Origin of the sequence: Microbacterium sp. Leaf436 (assembly GCF_001424715.1) — a bacterium.
Classification (GTDB): Bacteria; Actinomycetota; Actinomycetes; order Actinomycetales; family Microbacteriaceae; genus Microbacterium.
This window is the reverse complement of record NZ_LMRB01000004.1, coordinates 106,245-129,308: the sequence shown is the minus strand read 5'-3', so window position 1 is coordinate 129,308 and position 23,064 is coordinate 106,245. Positions and strand designations below refer to the sequence as shown.

The following is a 23,064-nucleotide window of genomic DNA, read 5'->3' as shown; positions in this document are numbered from 1 at the left end:
GCCCCGCGGGTGAACGGGAGGTGAACCGGTGTGGCCCGTCCGGGGTGTTTTCCTGGGGGTTGTACTGTTCACCCCCGTGACGAACTCTGCCTCCGCCGCACAGGCTCCGCTCGACCGACGGGATGCCGCGGCTCCTGCGCGCACCCTCATCGATCTGCTCTCGGACGTCGCCGCCCGGCATCCGGAGGCCTCGGCGATCGACGACGGCTCGGGCGCCCTGAGCTACCGGGAGCTGCTCGCGCGCGTCTGGCGCACGGCCGGCGCCCTGCACGCGGCGGGTGTGCGCCGCGGCGACCGCGTGGGGGTGCGGATGCCGTCGGGCTCCAAGGAGCTGTACGTCTCGATTCTCGCGGTCATGGCCGCCGGTGCCGCCTACGTGCCCGTGGACGCCGACGATCCCGACGAGCGGGCCCGCTTGGTGTTCGGCGAAGCCGGGGTCCGCGGCATCGTCGTGGGCGCGGGGGAGTTCGTCTCCCACGACGCGGATGCCGACCTCGTGCGCCTGTACGACGGCGACGCGCCGCATCCCAGCACGAACGCCGTGCCGGTGGTGGCCCCGCCCGGCGTCGACGACGACGCGTGGATCATCTTCACCTCGGGTTCGACGGGCGTTCCCAAGGGCGTCGCCGTCTCGCACCGTTCGGCGGCGGCATTCGTCGAAGCCGAGGCACGCCTGTTCCTTCAGCAGGAGCCGTTGGGACCGGGCGACCGGGTGCTGGCCGGTCTGTCGGTCGCCTTCGACGCCTCGTGCGAGGAGATGTGGCTCGCGTGGGGGCACGGCGCGTGCCTGGTTCCCGCCCCGCGCTCGCTCGTGCGCTCCGGCGAAGACCTGGCGCCGTGGCTGCTGCGCCAGGGCATCACCGTGGTGTCGACCGTGCCGACGCTGGCGGCGATGTGGCCCGCCGACTCGATCGAGAACGTGCGCCTGTTGATCTTCGGCGGCGAGGCCTGCCCGCCCGAGCTCGCCGCCCGCCTGGTCGCCGACGGTCGCGAGGTGTGGAACACCTACGGGCCGACCGAGGCCACCGTGGTCGCGTGCGCGGCCGCGCTCGACGGCTCGCTGCCGGTGCGCATCGGTCTGCCGCTCGACGGATGGGCGTTGGCCGTCGTCGACGCCGAAGGACTCCCCGTTCCCGAGGGGGGCACCGGAGAGCTCATCATCGGCGGAGTCGGTCTCGCACGCTACCTCGACCCCGCGAAGGACGCCGAGAAGTACGCGCCCATGCCGACGCTCGGATGGGATCGTGCCTACCGCTCGGGCGACCTGGTGCGATTCGAGTCGGAAGGCCTGGTCTTCCAGGGCCGCGCCGACGACCAGGTCAAGGTCGGCGGACGACGCATCGAGCTGGGCGAGGTCGAGTCGGCGCTGCAGGATCTGGCGGGCGTGAGCGCCGCCACGGTCGCCGTGCGCACGACCGAGGCCGGCGTGCCCGTGCTCGTCGGCTACCTGGTCATGGACGAGGGCGTCGACCTCGACCGGGGCGCCGCGCGCGCCGCGCTCGCCGAGCGGCTGCCGGCGGCGACCATCCCGCTGCTCGGCGTCGTCGACGCGCTGCCGGTGCGCACCTCGGGCAAGGTCGACCGCGCGGCACTGCCCTGGCCGCTCCCGGGCGTCGACGCCCCCGCGCCCACCGACTTCTCGGCCGACGAGGCCTGGCTCGCCGAGCAGTGGCAGGCGGTGCTCGGCGTCGCCGTCACCGAGCGCAAGACCGACTTCTTCGACCTCGGCGGTGGTTCGCTCGCGGCCGCGCAGCTGGTCTCGCGCATCCGCACGCGGGTGCCGGAGTTCTCGGTCGCCGACATCTACGACGTTCCCCGTCTGGGCGCGATGGCGAAAGCCCTCGGTCCGCAGCTGGTCGACGAGGGCGCGGCGGAGTTCCACCGCGCCGAGCCCACCCCGCGCACGACCCAGTGGGCTCAGACGCTGCTGGGCGCGCCGCTGTTCGTGCTCTCCGGCGTGCGGTGGCTGCTGTACCTGCTCACCGCGTCGGCCGTGCTGCGGCTCCTCCCCGGCTTCGACGTGCTGCCGTCGGTGCCCTGGCCCCTGCTCGTGGTCGGTCTGCTGATCTTCGCGACGCCGTTCGGACGCATGGCGATCGCCGTGGCATCCGCTCGTCTGCTGCTGGCGGGGGTACGCCCCGGGGATCACCCGCGGGGCGGCTGGGTGCACATCCGCCTGTGGCTCGCCGAGCAGATCGCCGACCAGGTGGATGCCGTGGGTCTGGCCGGCGCCCCCTGGGTGTCGTACTACGCCCGCGCTCTGGGCGCGCGGATCGGCCGGAACGTTGACATGCACGCGCTGCCGCCGGTCACGGGCATGCTCGTCGTCGGCGACGGCGCATCGATCGAGCCCGAGGTCGACCTCACCGGGTACTGGATCGACGGCGACCTCGTGCGCATCGGCGAGGTGCGCATCGGTGCCGAGGCGACGGTGGGAGCGCGCTCCACGCTCGCGCCGGGCACCCGCATCGGCCGGCGAGCCGAGATCGCCCCCGGATCCGCGGTGTTCGGCCGCGTCAAGGCCGACCAGTCGTGGGCGGGTTCGCCCGCCGTGCGCGTCGGCGGGACGGCGAAGGGATGGCCGACCGAGCGCCCGCCCGCGCCCACCCGCTGGCTGTGGGCGTACGCCGCGTCGGCGCTCGTGCTCGCGCTCCTGCCGCTCGCGGCCTTCACCGTGGGCGCGCTCGTGGTCGCCCAGGGCATGCGCGGCGCGGATTCGCTCGCCGGGGCCGCAGGGGGTGCCTTCGTCTGGCTCGTCCCGGCTGTCGCCGTCACGGGCCTCGTGTTCGCGGCATCCGTCGTCCTGCTCGTGCGGCTGCTCTCGATCGGGCTGACCGAGGGGACCCACCCCGTGCGCAGCCGCGTCGCGTGGCAGGCATGGACCATCGAACGACTTCTGGATGCCGCCCGCACGATCCTCTTCCCGCTGTACTCGTCGTTGTTCACCCCCGTGTGGTTGCGCCTGCTCGGCGCCGAGGTGGGTCGCGACGTCGAGGCGTCGACCGTTCTGTTGATCCCGTCGATGACCCGCATCGAAGACGGCGCGTTCTTGGCCGACGACACGATGGTGGCGTCCTACGAGCTGCGCGCCGGATGGCTGCGGATCGGCCCGGTGCGCATCGGCAAGCGCGCGTTCCTCGGCAACTCGGGCATGGCTGCGCCGGGGCACCGCGTGCCGCGCGACGGATTGGTCGCGGTGCTGTCGGCGGCGCCGATGAAGGCCAAGGCGGGTTCGTCGTGGCTCGGCTCGCCCGCGGTGCGTCTGCGCCGCCTGTCGGCCGCGGGCGACGAGTCGCGCACCTACCGCCCCACGTCGGGTCTGCGCTTGGCGCGGACGCTGTGGGAACTGGGGCGCTTCGTTCCCGTCGTCGTCACCTGCGCCATCGGGCTCGGGGTGATCTTCGCCCTCGCCGGGCTCTGGCAGAGCGTCGGGCCGGTGTGGACGCTGCTGCTGTCGGGCCTGGTGAGGCTGGCCGCGGGGGCGGTCGCCGCCGGGGTCTCGACCGCGGCCAAGTGGGCCATCGTCGGCGTCATCCGCGCGGGGGAACAGCCCCTCTGGTCGAGCTTCGTGTGGCGTACCGAGGTCTCGGACACCTTCACCGAGATGGTCGCCGCCCCGTGGTTCGCGCGCGCGGCGACGGGAACCCCCGCGCTCGCCGTGTGGCTGCGGAGCCTCGGCGCCACGATCGGTGCCGGTGTCTGGTGCGAGAGCTACTGGCTGCCCGAACCCGACCTGGTCACTTTGGGGGCCGCGTCAACCGTCAACCGCGGATGCGTGGTGCAGACGCATCTGTTCCATGATCGAATCATGAGTATGGATACCGTCGAGCTGGAAGCGGGGGCGACCCTCGGTCCGCACAGCGTGGTCCTTCCCGCCTCCACCCTCGGTGCGCACGCGACCGTGGGGCCGGCGTCGCTGGTCATGCGCGGTGAGACCGTTCCGGTCGGCTCGCGCTGGAGCGGCAACCCCATCGGTCCGTGGCGTGCCGTGAAGGTCCGCGCCTACCAGTCGACCACGTGAGCGCCACCGACTCCTACGCCCCGCAGAGCGGTGACGCCTCGTACGACGTGCAGTCGTACGACCTCGTCCTCGGTTATCGCGTGCGCACCAACCGTCTCGAGGGAACCGCGACCATCGTCGCCGTGGCCCGCGCTGCGGTGACCTCGTTCGCCCTCGACCTCGTCGGGCTCCGCACCTCGCGTGTGCGCGTCGACGGAGCCGCCGCGCGGGTGACGGCCGGGCCGCACGCGATCCGCGTGACGCCTGCGCGCGCTCTCGCCGCGGGGGATCGGTTCGAAGTCGAGGTCGCGTACGCCGGCACCCCGGCGCCCCGTCGCTCGCGCTGGGGGACCGTCGGGTGGGAAGAGCTCACCGACGGCGCTCTGGTCGCCGGCCAGCCCACGGGGGCTCCGACGTGGTTCCCGTGCAACGACCGCCCCGACAACCGTGCCTCGATGCGCATGCAGATCACGGTCGACGACGGCTACGAGGTCGCCGCGACCGGCGTCGCGGGAGCGAGCATGCGCCGCGGCGGTCGCACCACCCGGGTGTTCACCTCCGATGTGCCCACCGCCACGTACCTGGCGGCGGTGCACGTGGGCCGGTATCGCACGCGTCCCCTGGCGGGCAGTGGCGTCGATGTCGTGCCGCCGGTGACCGTCAGCGCTCCGCCGGCGCTGACGGCCGCGGTCGACCGCGCCTTCGCCCCCGTGCCCGAGATGCTGCGGCTCTTCGACCGCCTGTTCGGGCCGTACCCGCAGCAGGCGTGCACGCTCGTCGTCACCGCCGATGAGCTCGAGATCCCGCTCGAGGCGCAGGGCCTCGCCGTCTTCGGCATGAATCACCTCGTCCCCGCGGCACAGCGCCTCATCGCGCACGAGCTGGCCCACCAGTGGTTCGGCAACAGCGTCGGTCTCGCGCGGTGGAGCGACATCTGGCTGAACGAGGGCTTCGCCTGCTACGCCGAGTGGCTGTGGTCCGAGGCCTCGGGCGGCCCTTCGGTGCAGACCTGCGTCGACGACCACTACGCCCGACTGGCCGCCAAGCCGCGCGATCTGCTGCTGATCGACCCCGGACCCGACGACATGTTCGACGACCGCGTGTACAAACGCGGCGCGCTGACGCTGCACGCGCTGCGGCGGACCCTGGGCGATGTCGCGTTCTTCGATCTGCTGCGCGCCTGGACCGCCGACCACCGCCACGCACTCGTCACGACCGACGACTTCCGCGCCGCGGTGGCTCGGGCCGGGGGAGCGGATGCCGCGGCGGTGCTGTCGGCGTGGGTCGACCGCACCGCTCTGCCGTCGCGGGTGTGAGGTTCCGGCCCCGGTCGCCGGGGCAAGCGGAGGGCGAGGGGCGGAGGGAGGGGGCCTGAGCGCTCCGCGTCCTCCGCTCGTCCCTCGCCCTCCGCTCGTCACGCGTCGAGCGCTCGCGTCGAGCGCTCGCGCCGCGCCCCGCACCCGCCGCCGCGCCCGCCCCGCCGCTCATCGCACGTCGCGCCCGCCTCGCCCCCGGCCACCACTATCGAGCGGCACACGCCCCGGGTGACACCGCGACGGCGACAACGACGCCCGGCGGGCCCACCACGTCGTACCCGTCGTACGGAGCGCCGTCGTCGACCCGACCGACCCAGGTGTCGTCCGCCCGGGGCTCGATCCGCACGCGCGCCGGGTCGACGGTGAGCCCGCGACCGTCGGCCTTGAGCACCGCCTCCACCCGCGCCCAGGTGCGGGCATCCGCTCCCGGCAGGACGTTGTCGAGGCCGGTCGCCTCGGCGGGGACCGCGTCGACTCCCACCGACCCCGCTGAACGTGAGGTCGCCACCACGGCCCACCCCTCCGCGTACGAGACGGATGCCGTGGCCTCGACCCCCGTGACCCGCACGCGCCCGTGTTCACCGCCGCACGCGGAGCACCGTGACACGACGTCTGACCCCGGGAGCTGCTCGGCGAGCAACGACCGCGACACCTCGCGGCGCACCGTGCCCGGCGGGACCTCGCGCCACGCGACGCGGACGTCGAGGGGCAGGGTCACACCGGCGGCTCGTGCGTCTCGATGGCGACGATGCCCGCACCGGGGTGCGCCACCGGAATGTGCACGACCGAGAACCCGCCGGGTTCGAGCGCCGAGGAACTGCCCAGGTACGACCCGCGCATGGTGCCGGTGGCCAGTGCCATCTCGTTCAGGATGTCGGGCAGCACGGGACCGTGGCTGGCGAGGACGACGGGCTTGCGCGCCCGCACCCGCTCGCCGATGACGGTCCGCGCGTCGGAACGGCCCTCTTCCCAGGCGTCCTGGCTGATCTCGCCGCTGACCTGGATGCGTTGTCCGAGCGCGTGCGACAGGGGAGTGACCGTGCGGACGCAGCGCTCGGCGGGGCTCGAGACGATCCGGCGCACGCCGAAGGCGAGCAGCGGTCCGACGATGGCCTCGGCCTGTCGGCGTCCCCGCGTGGTGAGGGGGCGATCGCTGTCTTCGCCCTCCCATTCCTCGCGCGAGCGGGCCTTGGCATGGCGCAGGGCGATCACGGGGAACGTGGGAAGCGCCTGCTCGTCGACCAACCGCGTGAACTCGTCGAGGATCTCGATGTCGACGGGGTAGCTGAGGTTCTTCCGCGCCTTCTTCAGGCTCACCCACTCGACGGCCGCCACCTCTTTGTTCGGCACGAACGTCGAGGTGCGCACGGCGGCATCGGTGGCCTCGGCGGCCCAGTAGTGCACGATCTTGGTGCGCGAGCTCGGCATCCGGTACCGCGACACTCCGACCGGCACGCCCAGCGCCACGCGGATGCCCGTCTCTTCGCGGATCTCGCGCACGGCCGTCTCGGCGAGGGTCTCGCCGGGATCGACCTTGCCCTTGGGCAGCGTCAGGTCGCGGTACTTGGTGCGGTGGATGAGCAGCACGCGCAGCTTTCCGTCGACGACGCGCCACACCACGCCGCCGGCCGCATAGATCGCGGTCTCGGTCACCGCGCCGACCGTGCGCGGCGCTTGCGCTGGACGAGCGCCATCGTGTGCTCCTGCAGGTCGACCAGCGGTGCGCCGTCGGCGTCGACACTGTGACGCACCCACTCGCCCTCGGCACCGAGGTGCCACGAGCTCGTGCCGTCGTCCATCGCGAGGCTGAACAGCGTCATCAGTTCCTGGACCTGCGCGGGATCGACCACGCGCACCAGGGCCTCGACGCGGCGGTCGAGGTTGCGGTGCATCATGTCGGCGCTGCCGATGAACACCTGCGGATCGCCGTCGTTGTCGAACGTGAAGATGCGCGAGTGCTCCAGGTAGCGACCGAGGATGGAGCGCACGGTGATGTTCTCGCTCATCCCCTCGACCCCGGGCTTGATCGAGCAGATGCCGCGCACCCAGACATCCACGGGTACCCCGGCCTGGCTGGCGCGGTACAGGGCGTCGATGATCTCTTCGTCGACCATCGAGTTGACCTTGATCCGCACGCCCGAGGTCTTGCCCTCGAGGGCGTTGCGACGCTCTTTGTCGATGTGGCGCAGCAGACCCTTGCGCAGGTGCAGGGGGGCGACGAGCAGGCGCTTGAACTTCTTCTCGATCGCGTACCCGCTGAGCTCGTTGAACAGACGGGTGAGGTCGCGCCCCACCTGATCGTCGACGGTGAACAGGCCGAAGTCTTCGTAGATACGGCTCGTCTTCGGGTTGTAGTTGCCCGTGCCCACGTGGCTGTAGTGGCGCAGGCGTCCCTCTTCTTCTCGGATGACGAGGGCGAGCTTGCAGTGGGTCTTCAGCCCCACGAGGCCGTAGACGACATGCACGCCGGCCTTCTCGAGTTTGCGCGCCCAGACGATGTTGTTCGCCTCGTCGAAGCGCGCCTTGACCTCGACGAGGGCGAGCACCTGCTTGCCGGCTTCGGCGGCGTCGATGAGCGCCTGCACGATGGGGCTGTCGCCCGAGGTGCGGTACAGCGTCTGCTTGATGGCGAGCACGTGCGGGTCACGGGCGGCCTGCTCGAGGAAGGCCTGCACGCTCGTGGCGAACGACTCGTAGGGGTGGTGCACGAGCACGTCGGCCTTGCGGATCGCGCCGAACAGGTCTGCGCGGCCGTTCTGCTCCGCCGGCTGGAAGGCCAGGGCGGTCTTGGGCACGTGGGGCGGGTAGCGCAGGTCGGGGCGATCGATGCGCGACAGGTCGAACAGGCCGCGCAGGTCGAGGGCGCCGGGCAGGCGGTAGACCTCCTGCTCGGTGATGTCGAGTTCGCTCAGCAGCAGCGATCGGGTCACGTCATCCATGTCCTCGGTGATCTCGAGGCGGATGGGCGGCCCGAACCGACGACGCAGCAGCTCGGCCTCGAGTGCCTGGATGAGGTTCTCGGTCTCGTCCTCTTCGATCGTCATGTCTTCGTTGCGGGTCAGACGGAACGCGTGGTGGTCGAGCACCTCCATCCCGGGGAACAGATCGCCGAGGTGGTTCGAGATGAGCTCCTCGAGCGGCAGGTAGCGCACGCCGGGGCCGCCGCTGATCTCGACGAAACGGGGGAGCATCGGGGGCACCTTCAGGCGCGCGAACTCCTGTCGGCCGGTGCGCGCGTTGCGGATGCGGATCGCGAGGTTGAGCGAGAGGCCCGAGATGTAGGGGAACGGGTGCGCCGGGTCGACGGCGAGCGGCATGAGCACCGGGAAGACGTTGCGCTGGAAGTACTCGGTCAGTCGAGCGGCGGTGTCTTCGTCGAGCGAGTCCCACGACACGACCTCGATGCCGGCCTCGGCCAGTGCGGGGCGCACCTTCTCGGTCCAGGCGGCGGCGTGGCGCTCCTGCAGGCGGTGCGCTTCGGCCGAGATGTCGGCGAGCACGTCGAGCGGCGCGCGGCCCACGTTGGTGGGTACGGCGAGGCCGGTGACGATGCGGCGTTTGAGGCCGGCGACACGCACCATGAAGAACTCGTCGAGGTTGCTGGCGAAGATGGCGAGGAAGTTGGCTCGTTCGAGTACCGGGACCATCGGGTCTTCGGCCAGTTCGAGGACGCGCTGGTTGAACGACAACCAGCTGATCTCGCGGTCGAGGTAGCGGTGATCGGGGAGCTGGTCGTCGGCGGCCTCGACGGCCTCGTCGAAGTCGTCGTCGTCGGCGTCGCCGAGCCCGGCATCCAGCGCGTCGTGTTCCATCATTCCCACATCATGTCAGGGGTCGGTGACACGCGAGTGAACACGAGGTGCGTGCGTCGTCAGGAGGGGGAGGATGCCGCGGGCGCGGGGTCGTCTTCGTATACGTTGAAGCGGTATCCGACGTTGCGGACGGTGCCGATCAGCTGTTCGAGATCGCCGAGCTTCGCGCGCAGTCGTCGCACGTGCACGTCGACCGTGCGGGTGCCGCCGAAGTAGTCGTAGCCCCAGACCTCGCTGAGCAGCTGCTCGCGCGTGAACACCCGCGAGGGGTGCGTGGCGAAGAAGTGCAGGAGCTGGAACTCCTTGTAGGTCAGATCGAGGGGTTTGCCGTGCACCTTGGCCGAGTACGAGGACTCGTCGATCGAGATGCCCGAGGTCTGGATGCGCGTGGACACCTGGTCGGCGGCACGGCGCCCCATGGCCAGGCGGATGCGGGCGTCGATCTCGGCGGGGCCGGCGCCGACGAGCACCACGTCGTCGATGCCCCAGTCGGTCGAGACGGCGGTGAGACCGCCCTCGGTGACGATCAGCACGAGCGGGGCTTCCATGCCGGTCGTCGAGATGATCTTGCACAGCGACTTGGCGCCGACGAGGTCGAAGCGCGCGTCGATGAAGACGACGTCTGCGCTGGGCGCGTTCACCAACTGAGCAGGCTCGGCGGGGATCTGGCGCACGCGGTGGCTCAGCAGTTCGAGCGCAGGCAAGGCCGCTCCGCCGCCGGGTGCGGAGCTCAGAACCAGAAGCTGTGCCAAAGGGACCTCCCGCGCGACCTGCCGCGCACCCGCCCATCTTAGGGTGACGCGCCGCCGCGCGCCGTCATCGGCCCGCGCTCGCGCTCTCGGCCCGTCCTGGGTGATGATGGATCCATGTCGACTCCCGACCTCGCGCCGCGCCGGACTTTCGGCGGCATCGTCGCCGTGTGGGTACTCGCGCTGATCGCCGGAGTGGCCATCGGGGTGTTCGCCCCCGAGGGCTGGCGTGCGCAGTGGGTGACCGTCGCGCTCGGTGGTTGCCTGATCGTCGCCTTCGCCATCCAGCTCTGGTACGGGCGGTCGCAGGCGTTCATCCAGCGCATGGCGCTGAGCGCCCTCGGTGCGCTGCTCGTGCTCGGCATCGTCACGGCGGGTTTCGGTCTGGCATCCATCGTCAACGGATGACGGGTCGCGACGATCCGTCGAACTCGGTTCCCGGATAGACTCGCCTCATGGACCTCCTCGCGCTCGAACTCTTCTTCGTGGGACTTCTCGGCCTCGCATCGCTGGCGATCGCTTTCGTCTCCGGCACGGTCGTCTGGAACCTCTATCGCGGCCAGCGCTGAGCGCACCGTGATCGAGATCCCGACCGATCTTCCGGCCGACCTCGTCCCTCTGTCGTGGCTGGTCGGCGTCTGGGAAGGCACCGGCGTCATCGACTACGAGGTCGACGGGCACGCGTTCTCGGGTGAGTTCGCGCATCGCGTGAGCTTCAGCCACGACGGTGGGGGGTACCTCAACTACTCCGCCGACGCCTGGCTGCTCGACGGCGATGCGCGTCGTCCCCTGGTCGCCGAGACCGGGTACTGGCGCCTCGCGCGACCGGCGACAGACGCCGACGCGGGTCCCGCGTTGCTCCCGCCGTCCGCCCCGGCGGCGGTCCGCACCGCCGACGACGTCGAGGCTCTGCGCAACGCCGACGGCGGCTTCGACCTCGAGGTCAGCCTCGCCCACGCCGACGGCGTGCTCGAGCTGTACGTCGGCCAGGTCAAGGGTCCGCGCATCGATCTGGCGACCGACGCCGTGGTGCGCGCCGCCGGCGCGAAGCCGTACGCCGCGGCCACGCGCCTCTACGGTCTCGTCGACAACCATCTGCTGTGGGCCTGGGACATCGCCGCCCTCGGCCGCGAACTGGGCTCGCACGCGTCGGCGCGCCTGGCCCGGGCGGAATGACCATGGCTTCGCTGTCACAGGTTCCCGGCGCGGTCGTCGACGACGCGGGGCTGCGCCACGTCGGTTCTCCCGTCGCGGAACAGCGCCGTCTGGCATCCGGAACCGCCCTTGCCCCTCTGGGCGATCGCCGCGTCATCTCGGTGGGCGGCGAGGACCGGCGCAGCTGGCTCGACTCCCTGTCGTCACAGGCGCTGACGCACTTGGCCCCGGGAGTGTCGACGGAACTCCTCATCCTCGATCCGCAGGGGCGCGTCGAGCACGCGGCCTCGGTCGTCGACGACGGTGAGATGACCTGGTTGATCGTGGACGCGTCCGACGCCGAGGCGCTCCTGACCTGGCTCACCCGCATGCGCTTCCGCCTGCGAGTGGACGTGCGCGATCGTTCCGACGAACTGTCGGTGATCGGGGGCACGCGTGCCGCCGTCGAAGCCCTCACCGCGGCGGCTCCGGTCTGGGTCGACCCGTGGCCCGACGTCACCCCCGGCGGATGGGCGTACGCCCGTGTCGATCCGCATCCGGGAGCCGACCGTGACTGGGCCGAGGCGATCGTGGATGCCGAAGAGCTCGACCGCCTGATCGATGCCGCTGTCGCGGGAGAGATGGCGTTCGCGGGTCGTGACGCTGTCGAAGCGCTGCGCGTGGCCGCGTGGCGCCCGCGCGTGAGCGTCGACGCCGACGAGCGGTTGCTTCCGCACGAGATGGACTGGCTGCGCACCGCCGTGCACCTGTCGAAGGGCTGCTATCGCGGTCAGGAGACGGTGGCGAAGGTGCACAACCTGGGCCACCCGCCGCGTCGTGTCGTCGCGCTGCAGCTCGACGGGAGCGACAGTGTGCTTCCCGCGCGCGGTGATGCCGTGCGCGCGGGTGACAGCGTGATCGGCACGATCACCTCGGTTGCGATCCACCACGAAGACGGGCCCATCGCGTTGGCCCTCGTCAAGCGCACGGCCCCCGAGGGCGTGCCGCTCGTGGTCGACACGGCCGACGGCCCCATCGCCGCGGCCGCCGAGACCGTCGTGCCCGCCGACGCGGGCGCCACCGCGTCTGTACCGCGTCTGCCGCGCCTGGGTCGCCGCCGCGCCGCGGAATGAGCGCCGACGACTCGTCGACGACGGTCGGCGTCGTCGTTCCTCCCTCCCGTCTGCGTTCCACCCTGGGGCGACGTGTCGCGCGGGTGCGCGAGTCGCTGCCCGCGATCGTCCAGATCGTGGTCGCGGCCACCTCGGCGTACGCCTTCGCGCACTTCGTCCTGGGCCACCCGGTTCCGCTGCTGGCGGCGACGGTCACGGTGTCGAGCCTCGGACTGGTGCGTGACGCGCGACCCTGGCGTGTCGGTGAGACCGTCGTCGGCATGCTCGTCGGCATTTTGGTCGCCGAGATCGTGCTGGTGACCGCCGGAAGCGGCTGGTGGCAGATCGCCGTGGCCATGTCGGTCACCCTGGTGGTCGCGCGCTTCCTCTCGCCGCAGCCGGGGTTCGCCCTCGCGGCGGTGGTGCAGTCGCTCATCGCCCTGGTGGTGGTGACCGGAGCGCCCTTTCTCCGCCTCGTCGACGGGGCCATCGGCGGTGTCGCCGCTCTGATCGTGACGGCGCTCATCCCGCGCACGCTGCGCCGCACCGAGCTCCGCGACGCCGACGAGCTGTTCGACGCGCTCGATGTGGCCATGGCGACGATCGTGCGGGCGCTGCGCCGAGGGGACCGCGCGCGGGCCGAGCGGGGCCTGGAACGCGCGCGGTCTCTGCAGACTTACGTCGACGCGTGGAGCGGCTCGCTGGAGTCGGGCCGCGAAGTGGCGCGCATCTCGCCGTTCCTGCGCCGTCAGCGCACCGAGCTGCAGCGGCATGCCCGCGTGCGCGAGGCGCTCGATCTGGCCACGCGCAACCTGCGCGTCGTCGCCCGCCGCGCGGCGTACCTCTGCGTCGACGGTGAGGCGCGTCCGGTCCCGGCCGATCTGCTCGCCGAGCTCGCCCGCGGGGCGGGGCTGGTGCGCGACAGCCTCGACGACATCTCGCTCGAGCCCGTCGCCCGCGCGGCGGTGGTCGCGGTGATCCGACGGCTCGACCCCGCCGCGCTGCTACCGGGCGGGGGTGTCGGAGAACTCAACCTCGTCGCGGCCCTGCGTCCGCTCGCCGTTGACCTGCTCGTGGCGGCGGGGATGCCGTCGGCCGAGGCGCGGGCGCTTCTCCCGCGCATCTGAGCGCGAGCCGCGCGACGTCGGTGCGACCACGCCGGGTCGGGCTCAGAGCGGCGCGACGGCCTCCCACGCGACGCCGACCTCGCCCAGCCGCCACCGTTCCCGTCTCAGCAGCGGCCAGCCGGCGTCGGCGAGGGCGATCATGGCGACGCGCCACCGGTGGACGGAGCCGAAGGGCGCGACCACGGCCGCCCGCGTCCACTCCCGCTCGAGGGAGGCCACGAAGGCGTGCACCCGCTCGCCGTCCACGTTGCGGTGGATCAAGGCCTTGGGCAGGCGCTCGGCCGCGATCGCGGGGGAGTCGAGCTCTGCCAGGCGCAGCGAGATGGTGAGGCTGCGGGGAATGGCATCCGCCCCGATCTCGGCCCAGGTGGCGATGCGCCCGATCTCGTCGCAGGTGCCCTCGACCAGGATGCCGTCGGGTTGAAGCCGCGCGCACATGCGGCCCCAGGCGTCGGCGACGTCGTCTTCGTCGTATTGACGCAGCACGTTCATCGCGCGGATGACGGCGGGGCGTCGCCGGCCCGGCAGCGGCACCTCGAACCCCCCACGGGCGAAGGTGACGCCCGCGACGCCCTCCGCTTGCGCGCGGGCGCGGGCGACGCGATCGGCGTCGATCTCGAGCCCGACGACCGTGGCATCCGCTCTCTGCTTCGTCAGCCGGGCGAGGAGTTCCAGGGGCGTGACCGCGCTCGCGCCGAAGCCGAGGTCGACCACGAGGGGGTCGTCGGTGCGGCGCAGCACCGGATGCCGGGCGATCCACCGGTCCACCCGGCGAAGCCGATTGACCCCGGTCGTCCCGCGGGTCGGGCGGCCGACGGGGGAGGGAGTCACCGGAACATGATGCCAGCCGCGCGCGTCGATAACATGGAGGCATGACCGCGCCTCACACGCTGATCCTCCTCCGCCACGGGCAGAGCGAGTGGAACAAGACCAACCAGTTCACCGGCTGGGTCGACGTGCGACTCACCGACCAGGGCAAGGCCGAGGCGCAGCGCGGCGGCGAGATGCTCGCCGAGTCGGGCGTGCTGCCCGACGTGCTGCACACCTCCGTCCTCAGTCGCGCCATCCAGACCGCCAACATCGCGCTCGACGCCGCCGACCGTCTGTGGATCCCGGTGAAGCGCTCGTGGCGCCTCAACGAGCGTCACTACGGCGCCCTGCAGGGCAAGGACAAGGCCCAGACGCTCGAGGAGTTCGGCAACGAGCAGTTCATGCTCTGGCGCCGTTCGTTCGACGTTCCGCCGCCGGCCCTGCCCGCCGACGACCAGTACAGCCAGGTCGGCGACCCACGCTACGTCGGCATCGACGGTGAGGTCCCCGCGACCGAGTCGCTGTCGATCGTCATCGACCGCATGCTGCCCTACTGGCACAGCGACATCGTCCCCGACCTCCAGGCCGGCAAGACCGTCCTGGTCACGGCGCACGGCAACTCGCTGCGCGGTCTCGTGAAGCACCTCGAGGGCATCAGCGACGCCGACATCGCCGAGCTGAACATCCCGACGGGTATTCCGCTCGTCTACCGCCTCGACGCCGACCTGAAGCCCCTCGGACCGGGGGAGTACCTCGACCCCGAGGCCGCCGCCGCGGGCGCCGCAGCGGTCGCCGCGCAGGGCAACAAGCACTGACGCAACGACGAAGGGGTGGATGCCGATCGGCATCCACCCCTTCGTCGTCGGTGCTCAGATGACCGGGCTGGTCTCGACCTCGTCGTCGGCGCCGGCCCAATCGCCGGTCGCGAGGTAGACGACCTTCTTGGCCACCGAGACGGCGTGGTCGGCGAACCGCTCGTGGTAGCGGCTCGCGAGCGTCGCGTCGACCGTGGCCGTCGCTTCGCCCTTCCAGGTGTCGCCGAGCACCTTCTCGAAGACGCTGATGTGCAGCTCGTCGATGGCGTCGTCGGCGTTGCGGATCTCGTCGGCGATACGCAGGTCCTGCGTCCGCAGCAGCTCGGTGAGCTTGCGGGCGACCTCGACGTCGAACTCACCCATGCGGGTGAAGGTCGTCTTGAGGCCGCGCGGGATGGCGCGCTCGGGGAAGCGCGAGCGCGCGAGCTGCGCGATGTGCTCGGCCATGTCGCCCATGCGCTCGAGCGACGCGCTGACCCGCAGCGCCGTCACGACGATGCGCAGGTCGCGCGCGACCGGCTGCTGGCGGGCGAGGATCTCGATGGCGAGCTCGTCGAGCTCGAAGGCCTTCTCGTCGATGATGGCGTCGGCCTCGATGACCTCTTCGGCCATGGCGACGTCGCTCGATCCGAAAGCACGGGTGGCGCGGTCGATGGCGACCGTGACGAGTTCGGCGATCTCGACCAAGCGGCTCTGGACGTCCTCGAGGGACTGGTGGAATACTTCGCGCATCGCGGTACCTTCCGTCGGCGGCACGGCACACATACGTCCCGCTACCTTCGGGGATTCTTCCCAGCGAAGGTTAACGAGCGGTGCAGTGACAGTGAATAGTAGCCTCTCCCGACTGCCCGGCGGGGGTGAACGGCGGGTGACGTTCGATCGGCGGCTCTACGCTGGTGCCATGGAACACACGCAGCTCCCGCTGCTCGCGCTCCTCGTCGGACTCCTCGTCGGCGGCTCGGTGGTCGGCCTGCTGGTCGTCGCGCTGCGGGCCCGTGACCGCGCCATGGCGCAGACCTCCGTCGAAGTGCCCGAGGGCGTGGAGGCAATGCTGGGGGCCATGGACGACCCCGCGATCGTGTGCGACATGTCGTCGACCGTGCTGGCTCTCTCGCCCGCCGCCGAAGTCTTCGGGCTGCGATCCGGCGAAGTCATCGCGAGCGACGACCTACGCCGCGTGGCGCGGGTGGCACGCGACACGGGCGCGGGCATCGGTGAGAACCTCCGGCTCCGCCGCGGTGCGGCCCCGGCCGAGCCCCGGCTGGTCGCCGTCCGCGCCACGCCCATCTCGGGGCGCCTCACCCTGCTGGTGCTGCGCGACATCACCGAGCGCGAGCGCGTCGAAGAGATGCGCCGTGACTTCGTGGCCAACACCAGCCACGAGCTGAAGACCCCCGTGGGGGCTGTCAGTCTGCTCGCCGAGGCCATCGAATCAGCCGCCGACGACCCCGATCAGGTCCGTCACTTCTCGTCGCGGCTGCAGGCCGAGGCGACGCGTCTGGGGGCGCTGGTCAACCGCATCCTGAGCCTGTCGCGGCTGCAGGCCTCCGATGAGCTGCGCGACGTCCGCGCGGTCTCGATCGACGAAGTCGTCACCTCGGCCGTCGAAGCCCACACCGTGCAGGCCGATCAGGCGCAGGTGACCGTGGTGCGCGGCGGCACGAAGGGGCTGTGGGTACGGGGAGAACCGCAGATCCTGACCGAGGCGGTCGGGAACCTCGTCGCGAACGCGATCGCCTACTCGCCGCAGGGGTCCAAGGTCGGGCTCGGCGTCAAACTCGACGACGGCGTCGTCGAGATCGCCGTGACCGACCGCGGCATCGGCATTCCCGAGGCCGATCAGGCCCGCGTCTTCGAGCGCTTCTACCGTGCCGATCAGGCACGCTCTCGCCGCACCGGCGGAACCGGGCTCGGCCTCTCGATCGTCAAGCACGCGGTGCAGCGCCACGGCGGTGAGGTGCGACTCTGGTCGCGGCCCGACCGAGGATCGACCTTCACCATCCGCCTCCCCCTGTCGGAGGCGCCCGACATCGACCCCTCCCGTTCCAAACCGCGTCGCAAGGGCCGCAAGGCCGGCGGCGCGCCGACCGTCCCCGCGAAGGGAGACACCGCATGACTCGTGTTCTGATCGTCGAGGACGAACCCGACCTGGCCGACCCCCTGGCTTATCTGCTGCGTCGAGAGGGATACGAGGTCGAGATCGCCGAAGACGGCACGCTCGCGCTCGCCGCCTTCCGCGAGCGGGGAGCCGACATCCTGCTGCTCGACCTCATGCTCCCGGGCATGCCCGGTACCGAGGTGTGCCGCCAGCTCCGGCTGACGACGCAGGTGCCCATCATCATGCTCACGGCGAAGGACTCCGAGGTCGACATCGTCGTGGGTCTCGAACTCGGCGCCGACGACTACGTGACGAAGCCCTACTCCACCCGCGAGCTGCTGGCCCGCATGCGGGCGGTCCTGCGCCGACGCGCCCCGGAGGAGGCCGATCTCGACGACCGCATCCTCACCGGCGGACGGGTCGTGCTCGACATCGACCGGCACACGGTCGCCGTCAACGGTGCGGAGATCAGCATCCCGCTCAAGGAGTTCGAGCTCCTCGAGGTGCTCATGCGCAACGCCGGGCGCGTGCTAACCCGCGGCCAGCTCATCGACCGGGTATGGGGCACCGACTACTTCGGCGACACCAAGACGCTCGACGTGCACATCAAGCGCATCCGCTCGCGCATCGAAGAGAACCCCAGTGACCCCAGCATGCTCGTCACCGTGCGTGGACTCGGCTACCGCTTCGAGGGCTGACCCTCCCAGGAACGACGAAGGCGTGTTTCAGGACGAGGGGGTCGGGCTCGGCGTCGGGGTCACCGTGGGCAGCACGGGGATCGGCGTCAGCGAGGGCGACGGGGTCGCGGTCGGCGCCAGCGGCGCGAGGTACTCCAGGGCACCGTCGAGGACGGGGACCTGCATGAGCGCCCCTTCGCCGTCACCGGACTGGAAGTAGACCGACACCGTGGATCCGGGCTGGGCGTCGATGCCGTCGAGGCGCAGGGGCTCGACGTCGTTCGCGAGGTCGCCCAGGCTCAGCGTGCGCTGGGCGGGGACGTTCACCGAGGAACGTACGGCCGACGAGCCCTCGCCGACCTCGATGCGCAGGGTCTGCGGGTCGGTGGTGTCGTTGACGACGGCGGCGACGAAGTTGCCCACCGTTCCGTCGCCGTTCGCGACGATCAGGACGTTGCGTACCGACAGCGGGCCGGACTCCGCGGGGACGTTGATCCCGTCGGAGGCGGAGTAGTCGATGGTGGTCGCCTGCGGGGCGAGGATGTTGCATCCAGTCGTGCCCAGCACGACGGCGGCACCCACGGCGATGGACGCGATCAGGCGCGTTTTCACGGATCCTCCAAGATCGACAGACGACATCGTCATCATCCTACGGGGTTCGCGGTGTCCGCCCGCCCTCGCACGCACGGAAGGGGGAGGTCGGCAAAGGTGGGCGGAACAATAGCGCATCTGAGCCTGTGGTATCCTGGGTGTTGCCGAAAGGACATAACTCCATGCTTTTTGAGGTTGGCGAGACCGTCGTTTACCCGCACCATGGCGCGGCCACGATCATCGAGGTCAAGGAACGCGTCATCAAGGGCGAGACGAAGAAATACCTGAAGCTCAACGTCACGCAGGGAGACCTCGTCATCGAGGTCCCGGCCGACAACGTCGACCTCGTCGGCGTTCGCGACGTGATCGGCAAAGAGGGTCTCGACCGCGTCTTCGAGGTGCTGCGTGCACCCTTCACCGAGGAGCCGACCAACTGGTCGCGTCGCTACAAGGCGAACCTCGAGAAGCTCGCCTCCGGCGATGTCATCAAGGTCAGCGAGGTCGTCCGCGACCTGTGGCGCCGCGACCAGGATCGCGGACTGTCGGCCGGCGAGAAGCGCATGCTCGCCAAGGCGCGGCAGATTCTCGTCTCCGAGCTCGCTCTGGCCGAGAAGACCGACGAAGACCGTGCGGGCCTCGTGCTCGACGAGGTCCTCGCGTCCTGACGCCCTCCGCTCCGGTCGACGGGGCGCGCGCTAGCGTGGGCGGGTGACTTCTGCACCCGCTCCTCGTCTCGCGATCATCGTCGTCGCCGCCGGTTCCGGTACACGCCTGAACGGCGGCGGCCCGAAGGCGTTCGTCGCGCTCGACGAGCACACGATCCTGCACCACGCGTTGCGGGGCGTGTTCTCGGGGCCCGACGCGCAGACCATCGTCGTCGTGCCCGTCGGCTACGAGACCGAGGCCCTCGCCTCGGCGCGCGCCGCGGGCGGGCGCGACGACCGCGTGACGGTGGTCACGGGGGCGCAGACGCGTCAGCAGTCGGTCGCCGCCGGTCTCGCGGCGCTCGGCGCCGAGGTCGACATCGTCCTCGTGCACGACGCGGCCCGCGCGCTCACCCCGCCCGCCGTGTTCGATCGTGTGGTCGCCGCCGTCGCCGCGGGGGCGGCCGCTGTCATCCCCACCGTCCCGGTCGTCGACACCATCAAGCGCGTCGACACCGACGGCCGCGTCGTCGAGGGCGTCGACCGTTCCGAGCTCGCGGCCGCGCAGACGCCGCAGGGCTTCCGCCGGGCCGAGCTCGAGGCGGCCGTGGCCGCGGCTGACGCAGATCACACCGACGACGCCGCACTGGTCGCGGCGGCCGGCCATGCGGTGGTCACGGTCGCGGGAGACGCGTCGTCGTTCAAGATCACCACCGCCCCCGATCTGAAGCGCGCCCGCGCGCTCGTTTCATCGTCGGCATCCGCCGAGGCCGCGAACGACGTGCCCCGCGTCGGACTCGGCACCGATGTGCATGGGTTCGGTGGAGAGGGCACGCTCTGGCTCGCCGGCCTCGAATGGCCCGGGGAGCCGGCGCTGTCGGGGCACTCCGACGGTGACGCCGTCGCACACGCGATCGTCGATGCGCTGCTCGCGGCCTCCGGCCTCGGCGACATCGGAACCCACTTCGGCACCGATCGCCCGGAGTTCGCCGGGGCGCACGCCGAGGCGTTCCTGGCCCACACCCTCGGGCTGCTGCACACGGCGGGGTGGCGGGTCGGCAACGTCGCCGTGCAGGTGCAGGCCAATCGTCCGCGCTTCGCCGCGCGACGCGAAGAGGCGGAGCGGGTGCTGTCGGCCGCGCTCGGCGGCGCACCCGTCGCGGTGAGTGCGACGACGACCGACGGTCTCGGCTTCACCGGCCGCACCGAGGGCGTCGCGGCCTTCGCCACCGCCCTGGTCGTTCCGATCTAGAGCTGCCTCGTCATGAAGGTCGACAGGGGGTCGGCCGCGTAGGGCGGGAAGGGCGGGCATTCGACGAATCCCTCGCTCGCGTACAGGCGTCGCGCCGCAAGGAAGTCGTCGGTGCTCCCGGTTTCGAGCCACAGGCTCCGGATGCCGCGTTCCCGGGCGTCGTCGACGATGTGGCGCAGCAGCGCTCGGCCGATGCCCTGACCGAGGAATCGATCGACCACGCGCATCGACTTCACCTCTGCGCGGTCGGCGGTGAGGTCTTTGCACGCGCCGATACCGACGAGTTCGTCGTCGACCCAGGCGGACCAGACGGTCACCCCCTCGGCGGTGAGCAGGTCGATGTCGAGCGCGTGGACGCTCTCGACCGGGGTGTTCTCGAGCATGCCGGCCAGGTGCGCGGCGACCAGGTCGCGGGTCTCGCCCGAGGAGAGGTCGTCGGGACGGATGATGAGGGGCATGTCGGCACCGTATCGAGCGCATGTTTCCCTCACATGTCGTCGTGAGGGGCGGCCGGTAGGCTAGGGCGGTGACTGTTCGGCTGTACGACACGAAGGCGCAGGTCCTGCGCGACTTCGTCCCTCTCGACCCCTCGAACGTCACGGTCTACGTCTGCGGACCGACGGTGCAGTCCGGGCCGCACATCGGGCACGTGCGCGCGGCGCTCGCCTTCGACCTGCTGCGCCGCTGGCTCGCCCACCGGTTCGGGCGCGTGACGTTCGTGCGCAACGTCACCGACATCGACGACAAGGTGCTCGCGAACGCCACCGATGCCGAGCCGTGGTGGGCCCTGGCGTATCGCATGGAGCTCGAGTTCTCGCGGGCCTACGCCGCCATCGGCATCCTCGCCCCCACGTACGAGCCGCGGGCGACCGCATCGATCACCCAGATGCAGGAGCTCATCACCGAGCTCCTCGAGCGGGGGCACGCCTACGCCGCCGACGGCGACGTGTACTTCGACGTGCGCTCCTGGGCCGCCTACGGCGAGCTCACCCGCCAGAGCCCGGATGCCATGGAATCGGCGGCAGATGCCGACCCCCGCGGCAAGCGCGACCCGCGCGATTTCGCTCTGTGGAAGGGTGCGAAAGACGGGGAGCCCGAGTCGGCGATCTGGGCGTCGCCCTGGGGCGCGGGACGCCCGGGGTGGCACATCGAATGCTCGGCCATGTCGCGGCGCTACCTCGGGCCCGAGTTCGACATCCACGGCGGCGGCCTCGACCTGCGCTTCCCCCACCACGAGAACGAGATCGCCCAGTCGACCGCCGCGGGTGACGCCTTCGCGCGCTACTGGGTGCACAACGGACTCGTGACCGTCGACGGACAGAAGATGTCGAAGTCGCTCGGAAACTTCACCCTCGCGAGCGATGTCCTCGATGCGCGCGACCCGATGGTGGTGCGCTACGCGCTCGCTGCCGCGCATTACCGCTCGAACCTCGACATCTCCGATCGGGCCTTCGACGAGGCCGCCGCGGCGCTCGAGCGCATCTCGACCTTCGGGCAGCGCGTGCTCCGAGCCGCCGGCGCCGACCCGCTCGCAACCGTGCCGGGCGAGATCCCCGCAGAATTCGCTTCGGCGATGGACGACGACCTCGGAGTGCCCCAGGCTCTCGCCGTGCTGCACGAGACCGTGCGTGCGGGCAACGCGGCGATCGACGGGCACGACCTCGACGCCGCGATCACGGCTCACCGCTCCGTCGTCGCGATGCTCGGCATCCTGGGTCTGGATGCCTCGGAGCCCGCGGTCGCGACCGGGTCGACGGACATGGCTCTCGACGCCCTCGTGCAGACGATGATCGCCCAGCGATCGCAGGCGCGAGCCGACAAGGACTGGGCAGGGGCCGATCGCATCCGCGACGCCATCGCTGCCGCAGGAATCACGCTGGAGGACACTCCGGCCGGAACACATTGGAGTATCAATGCCTAAGCCAGGACGCCCGGGCGCGCGCAACACGGGCAAGAAGAAGGGTCCCCTGAAGGGCACCGGCGGGCACTCCCGCAAGGCGCTCGAGGGTCGCGGACCGACCCCCAAGGCCGAGGACCGCGCCTGGCACCCCGCCGGCAAGCGCAAGGCCGCCCAAGAGCGCTACGCCGCCGCCGGGGGCACGTCCAAGCCCGGCGTGCGCGCGGTCGGGGGGAATCAGAACCGCGGTGGCCGCGCCAAGGCGAACGACGACACCGAGACGGTCACCGGCCGCAACTCGGTGCTGGAAGCCCTGCGCGCGAAGATCCCCGCGACCGCGATGTACATCGCGCAGCGCGTCGAGATGGACGACCGCGTCAAAGAGATGCTGTCGATCGCGACCAACCGCGGCATCCCGGTGCTCGAGGTCACGCGCCCCGAGCTCGACCGCATGGCCGGCTTCGACGGCGTGCACCAGGGCGTGGCCCTCAAGGTCCCCCCGTACGCCTACGCGCACCCGCAGGACCTGCTCGAGCAGATCGTCGACCGCGGCGAGCTGCCTCTGCTCGTCGCCCTCGACGGCATCACCGATCCTCGCAACCTCGGCGCGATTATCCGCTCCACCGGTGCCTTCGGCGGGCAGGGTCTGATCATCCCGCAGCGCCGGTCGGCGAGCGTCAACTCCGCGGCGTGGAAGACGAGTGCGGGAGCTGCCGCGCGCATCCCCGTGGCGCTCGCGGCGAACCTCACCGCGACGCTCAAGGAGTTCAAGAAGCAGGGCGTGTTCGTGCTCGGGCTCGACGGTGACGGCGACGTGTCGCTGCCCGCCCTCGCCCTCGCCGACCGGCCCGTCGTGATCGTCGTGGGTTCCGAGGGCAAGGGGCTGTCGCGCCTCGTCACCGAGACCTGCGACCAGGTCGTGTCGATCCCGATCTCGACCGCCACCGAGTCGCTCAACGCCGGCATCGCGGCATCCGTCGCGCTGTACCAGGTGTCGTCGCTGCGCGCCGCCCACTGACCGTCGAGAGGA

At 71.2% G+C, this 23,064-nt stretch carries 21 protein-coding genes; 13 read left to right on the top strand and 8 right to left on the bottom strand.

Translation table 11 applies throughout. The features are described 5' to 3' along the window. Window positions 1-76 precede the first annotated feature (76 nt). Together ASG45_RS12900 and ASG45_RS12895 are read left to right on the top strand one after the other, a co-directional pair. Window positions 77-4,021: a Pls/PosA family non-ribosomal peptide synthetase gene (locus ASG45_RS12900; protein WP_055838326.1), complete on the top strand. Its 3,945-nt coding sequence runs from the start codon at window positions 77-79 to the stop codon at window positions 4,019-4,021. Further along, complete coding sequence (locus tag ASG45_RS12895; RefSeq protein WP_055838322.1) at window positions 4,018-5,316, top strand: M1 family metallopeptidase; 1,299 nt, start codon at window positions 4,018-4,020, stop codon at window positions 5,314-5,316. Before ASG45_RS12900 ends, ASG45_RS12895 begins: the two co-directional genes overlap by 4 nt. A gap of 205 nt (window positions 5,317-5,521) precedes the next feature. On the opposite strand, the gene ASG45_RS12890 is transcribed toward ASG45_RS12895, so the two are convergent. The 4 genes from ASG45_RS12890 to ASG45_RS12875 are packed head-to-tail and all read right to left on the bottom strand — an operon-like array spanning window position 5,522 to window position 9,880. After that, a complete protein-coding gene (locus ASG45_RS12890) occupies window positions 5,522-6,034 on the bottom strand; it encodes a hypothetical protein (protein WP_055838318.1) in 513 nt (170 codons plus the stop codon). Then, window positions 6,031-6,969 carry an NUDIX hydrolase gene (locus tag ASG45_RS12885; RefSeq protein ID WP_055838315.1) on the bottom strand — a complete coding sequence of 313 codons (939 nt, stop codon included), beginning with the start codon at window positions 6,967-6,969 and terminating at the stop codon, window positions 6,031-6,033. The genes ASG45_RS12890 and ASG45_RS12885 overlap by 4 nt, the downstream gene beginning before the upstream one ends. Continuing rightward, entirely contained in the window at window positions 6,966-9,131 is a 2,166-nt protein-coding gene (locus ASG45_RS12880) for an RNA degradosome polyphosphate kinase (RefSeq protein WP_055838313.1), read from the bottom strand. The genes ASG45_RS12885 and ASG45_RS12880 overlap by 4 nt, the downstream gene beginning before the upstream one ends. A gap of 56 nt (window positions 9,132-9,187) precedes the next feature. Continuing rightward, the gene (locus ASG45_RS12875) at window positions 9,188-9,880 is read right to left on the bottom strand and encodes a winged helix-turn-helix domain-containing protein (RefSeq protein ID WP_055838310.1); all 693 of its coding nucleotides are present in this window, start codon (window positions 9,878-9,880) and stop codon (window positions 9,188-9,190) included. Window positions 9,881-9,994: 114 nt separating this feature from the next. On the opposite strand from ASG45_RS12875, the gene ASG45_RS12870 reads away from it, so the two are divergent. From ASG45_RS12870 to ASG45_RS12855, 4 genes are all read left to right on the top strand, one after another. After that, window positions 9,995-10,285, top strand: a complete 291-nt coding sequence (locus ASG45_RS12870; RefSeq protein WP_055838308.1) for a hypothetical protein — start codon at window positions 9,995-9,997, stop codon at window positions 10,283-10,285. A gap of 168 nt (window positions 10,286-10,453) precedes the next feature. Further along, on the top strand, window positions 10,454-11,053 hold the full coding sequence (locus ASG45_RS12865; protein ID WP_055838305.1) for an FABP family protein: 600 nt from the start codon (window positions 10,454-10,456) through the stop codon (window positions 11,051-11,053). Window positions 11,054-11,055: 2 nt separating this feature from the next. Further along, window positions 11,056-12,144 carry a CAF17-like 4Fe-4S cluster assembly/insertion protein YgfZ gene (ygfZ, locus tag ASG45_RS12860; protein WP_082516602.1) on the top strand — a complete coding sequence of 363 codons (1,089 nt, stop codon included), beginning with the start codon at window positions 11,056-11,058 and terminating at the stop codon, window positions 12,142-12,144. Further along, window positions 12,141-13,250 carry an FUSC family protein gene (locus tag ASG45_RS12855; protein WP_162242848.1) on the top strand — a complete coding sequence of 370 codons (1,110 nt, stop codon included), beginning with the start codon at window positions 12,141-12,143 and terminating at the stop codon, window positions 13,248-13,250. Before ygfZ ends, ASG45_RS12855 begins: the two co-directional genes overlap by 4 nt. Window positions 13,251-13,292: 42 nt before the next feature. Here ASG45_RS12855 and ASG45_RS12850 read toward each other — a convergent pair whose 3' ends face one another. Next, window positions 13,293-14,081 carry a class I SAM-dependent methyltransferase gene (locus ASG45_RS12850; protein ID WP_055838299.1) on the bottom strand — a complete coding sequence of 263 codons (789 nt, stop codon included), beginning with the start codon at window positions 14,079-14,081 and terminating at the stop codon, window positions 13,293-13,295. Between the two features lie 41 nt (window positions 14,082-14,122). Between ASG45_RS12850 and ASG45_RS12845 the strand changes: the two genes are divergently transcribed. Beyond that, window positions 14,123-14,875 (top strand): phosphoglyceromutase, encoded by a 753-nt coding sequence (locus tag ASG45_RS12845; RefSeq protein WP_055838296.1) that lies wholly within the window; start codon window positions 14,123-14,125, stop codon window positions 14,873-14,875. 54 nt (window positions 14,876-14,929) lie between these two features. Here ASG45_RS12845 and phoU read toward each other — a convergent pair whose 3' ends face one another. Next, window positions 14,930-15,607, bottom strand: coding sequence for a phosphate signaling complex protein PhoU (gene phoU / locus ASG45_RS12840; RefSeq protein ID WP_055838293.1), 678 nt, complete (start codon window positions 15,605-15,607; stop codon window positions 14,930-14,932). A gap of 169 nt (window positions 15,608-15,776) precedes the next feature. On the opposite strand from phoU, the gene ASG45_RS12835 reads away from it, so the two are divergent. Both ASG45_RS12835 and ASG45_RS12830 read left to right on the top strand, forming a co-directional pair. Then, the gene (locus ASG45_RS12835; protein WP_055838290.1) at window positions 15,777-16,991 is read left to right on the top strand and encodes a sensor histidine kinase; all 1,215 of its coding nucleotides are present in this window, start codon (window positions 15,777-15,779) and stop codon (window positions 16,989-16,991) included. Next, on the top strand, window positions 16,988-17,671 hold the full coding sequence (locus ASG45_RS12830) for a response regulator transcription factor (RefSeq protein WP_055838286.1): 684 nt from the start codon (window positions 16,988-16,990) through the stop codon (window positions 17,669-17,671). The genes ASG45_RS12835 and ASG45_RS12830 overlap by 4 nt, the downstream gene beginning before the upstream one ends. 27 nt (window positions 17,672-17,698) lie before the next feature. On the opposite strand, the gene ASG45_RS12825 is transcribed toward ASG45_RS12830, so the two are convergent. Beyond that, the gene (locus ASG45_RS12825) at window positions 17,699-18,289 is read right to left on the bottom strand and encodes a DNA modification methylase (RefSeq protein WP_197978914.1); all 591 of its coding nucleotides are present in this window, start codon (window positions 18,287-18,289) and stop codon (window positions 17,699-17,701) included. Window positions 18,290-18,423: 134 nt separating this feature from the next. Between ASG45_RS12825 and ASG45_RS12820 the strand changes: the two genes are divergently transcribed. Next, window positions 18,424-18,906 (top strand): CarD family transcriptional regulator, encoded by a 483-nt coding sequence (locus ASG45_RS12820; protein WP_055838280.1) that lies wholly within the window; start codon window positions 18,424-18,426, stop codon window positions 18,904-18,906. 43 nt (window positions 18,907-18,949) lie between these two features. Then, window positions 18,950-20,137 (top strand): bifunctional 2-C-methyl-D-erythritol 4-phosphate cytidylyltransferase/2-C-methyl-D-erythritol 2,4-cyclodiphosphate synthase, encoded by a 1,188-nt coding sequence (locus ASG45_RS12815; RefSeq protein WP_055838276.1) that lies wholly within the window; start codon window positions 18,950-18,952, stop codon window positions 20,135-20,137. Here ASG45_RS12815 and ASG45_RS12810 read toward each other — a convergent pair. Then, window positions 20,134-20,595 carry a GNAT family N-acetyltransferase gene (locus ASG45_RS12810; protein ID WP_055838273.1) on the bottom strand — a complete coding sequence of 154 codons (462 nt, stop codon included), beginning with the start codon at window positions 20,593-20,595 and terminating at the stop codon, window positions 20,134-20,136. The genes ASG45_RS12815 and ASG45_RS12810 overlap by 4 nt on opposite strands. Window positions 20,596-20,663: 68 nt before the next feature. On the opposite strand from ASG45_RS12810, the gene cysS reads away from it, so the two are divergent. Together cysS and rlmB are read left to right on the top strand one after the other, a co-directional pair. After that, window positions 20,664-22,058, top strand: coding sequence for a cysteine--tRNA ligase (gene cysS / locus ASG45_RS12805; protein ID WP_055838269.1), 1,395 nt, complete (start codon window positions 20,664-20,666; stop codon window positions 22,056-22,058). Further along, entirely contained in the window at window positions 22,051-23,052 is a 1,002-nt protein-coding gene (gene rlmB / locus ASG45_RS12800) for a 23S rRNA (guanosine(2251)-2'-O)-methyltransferase RlmB (protein WP_055838266.1), read from the top strand. The genes cysS and rlmB overlap by 8 nt, the downstream gene beginning before the upstream one ends. Window positions 23,053-23,064: the final 12 nt, after the last annotated feature.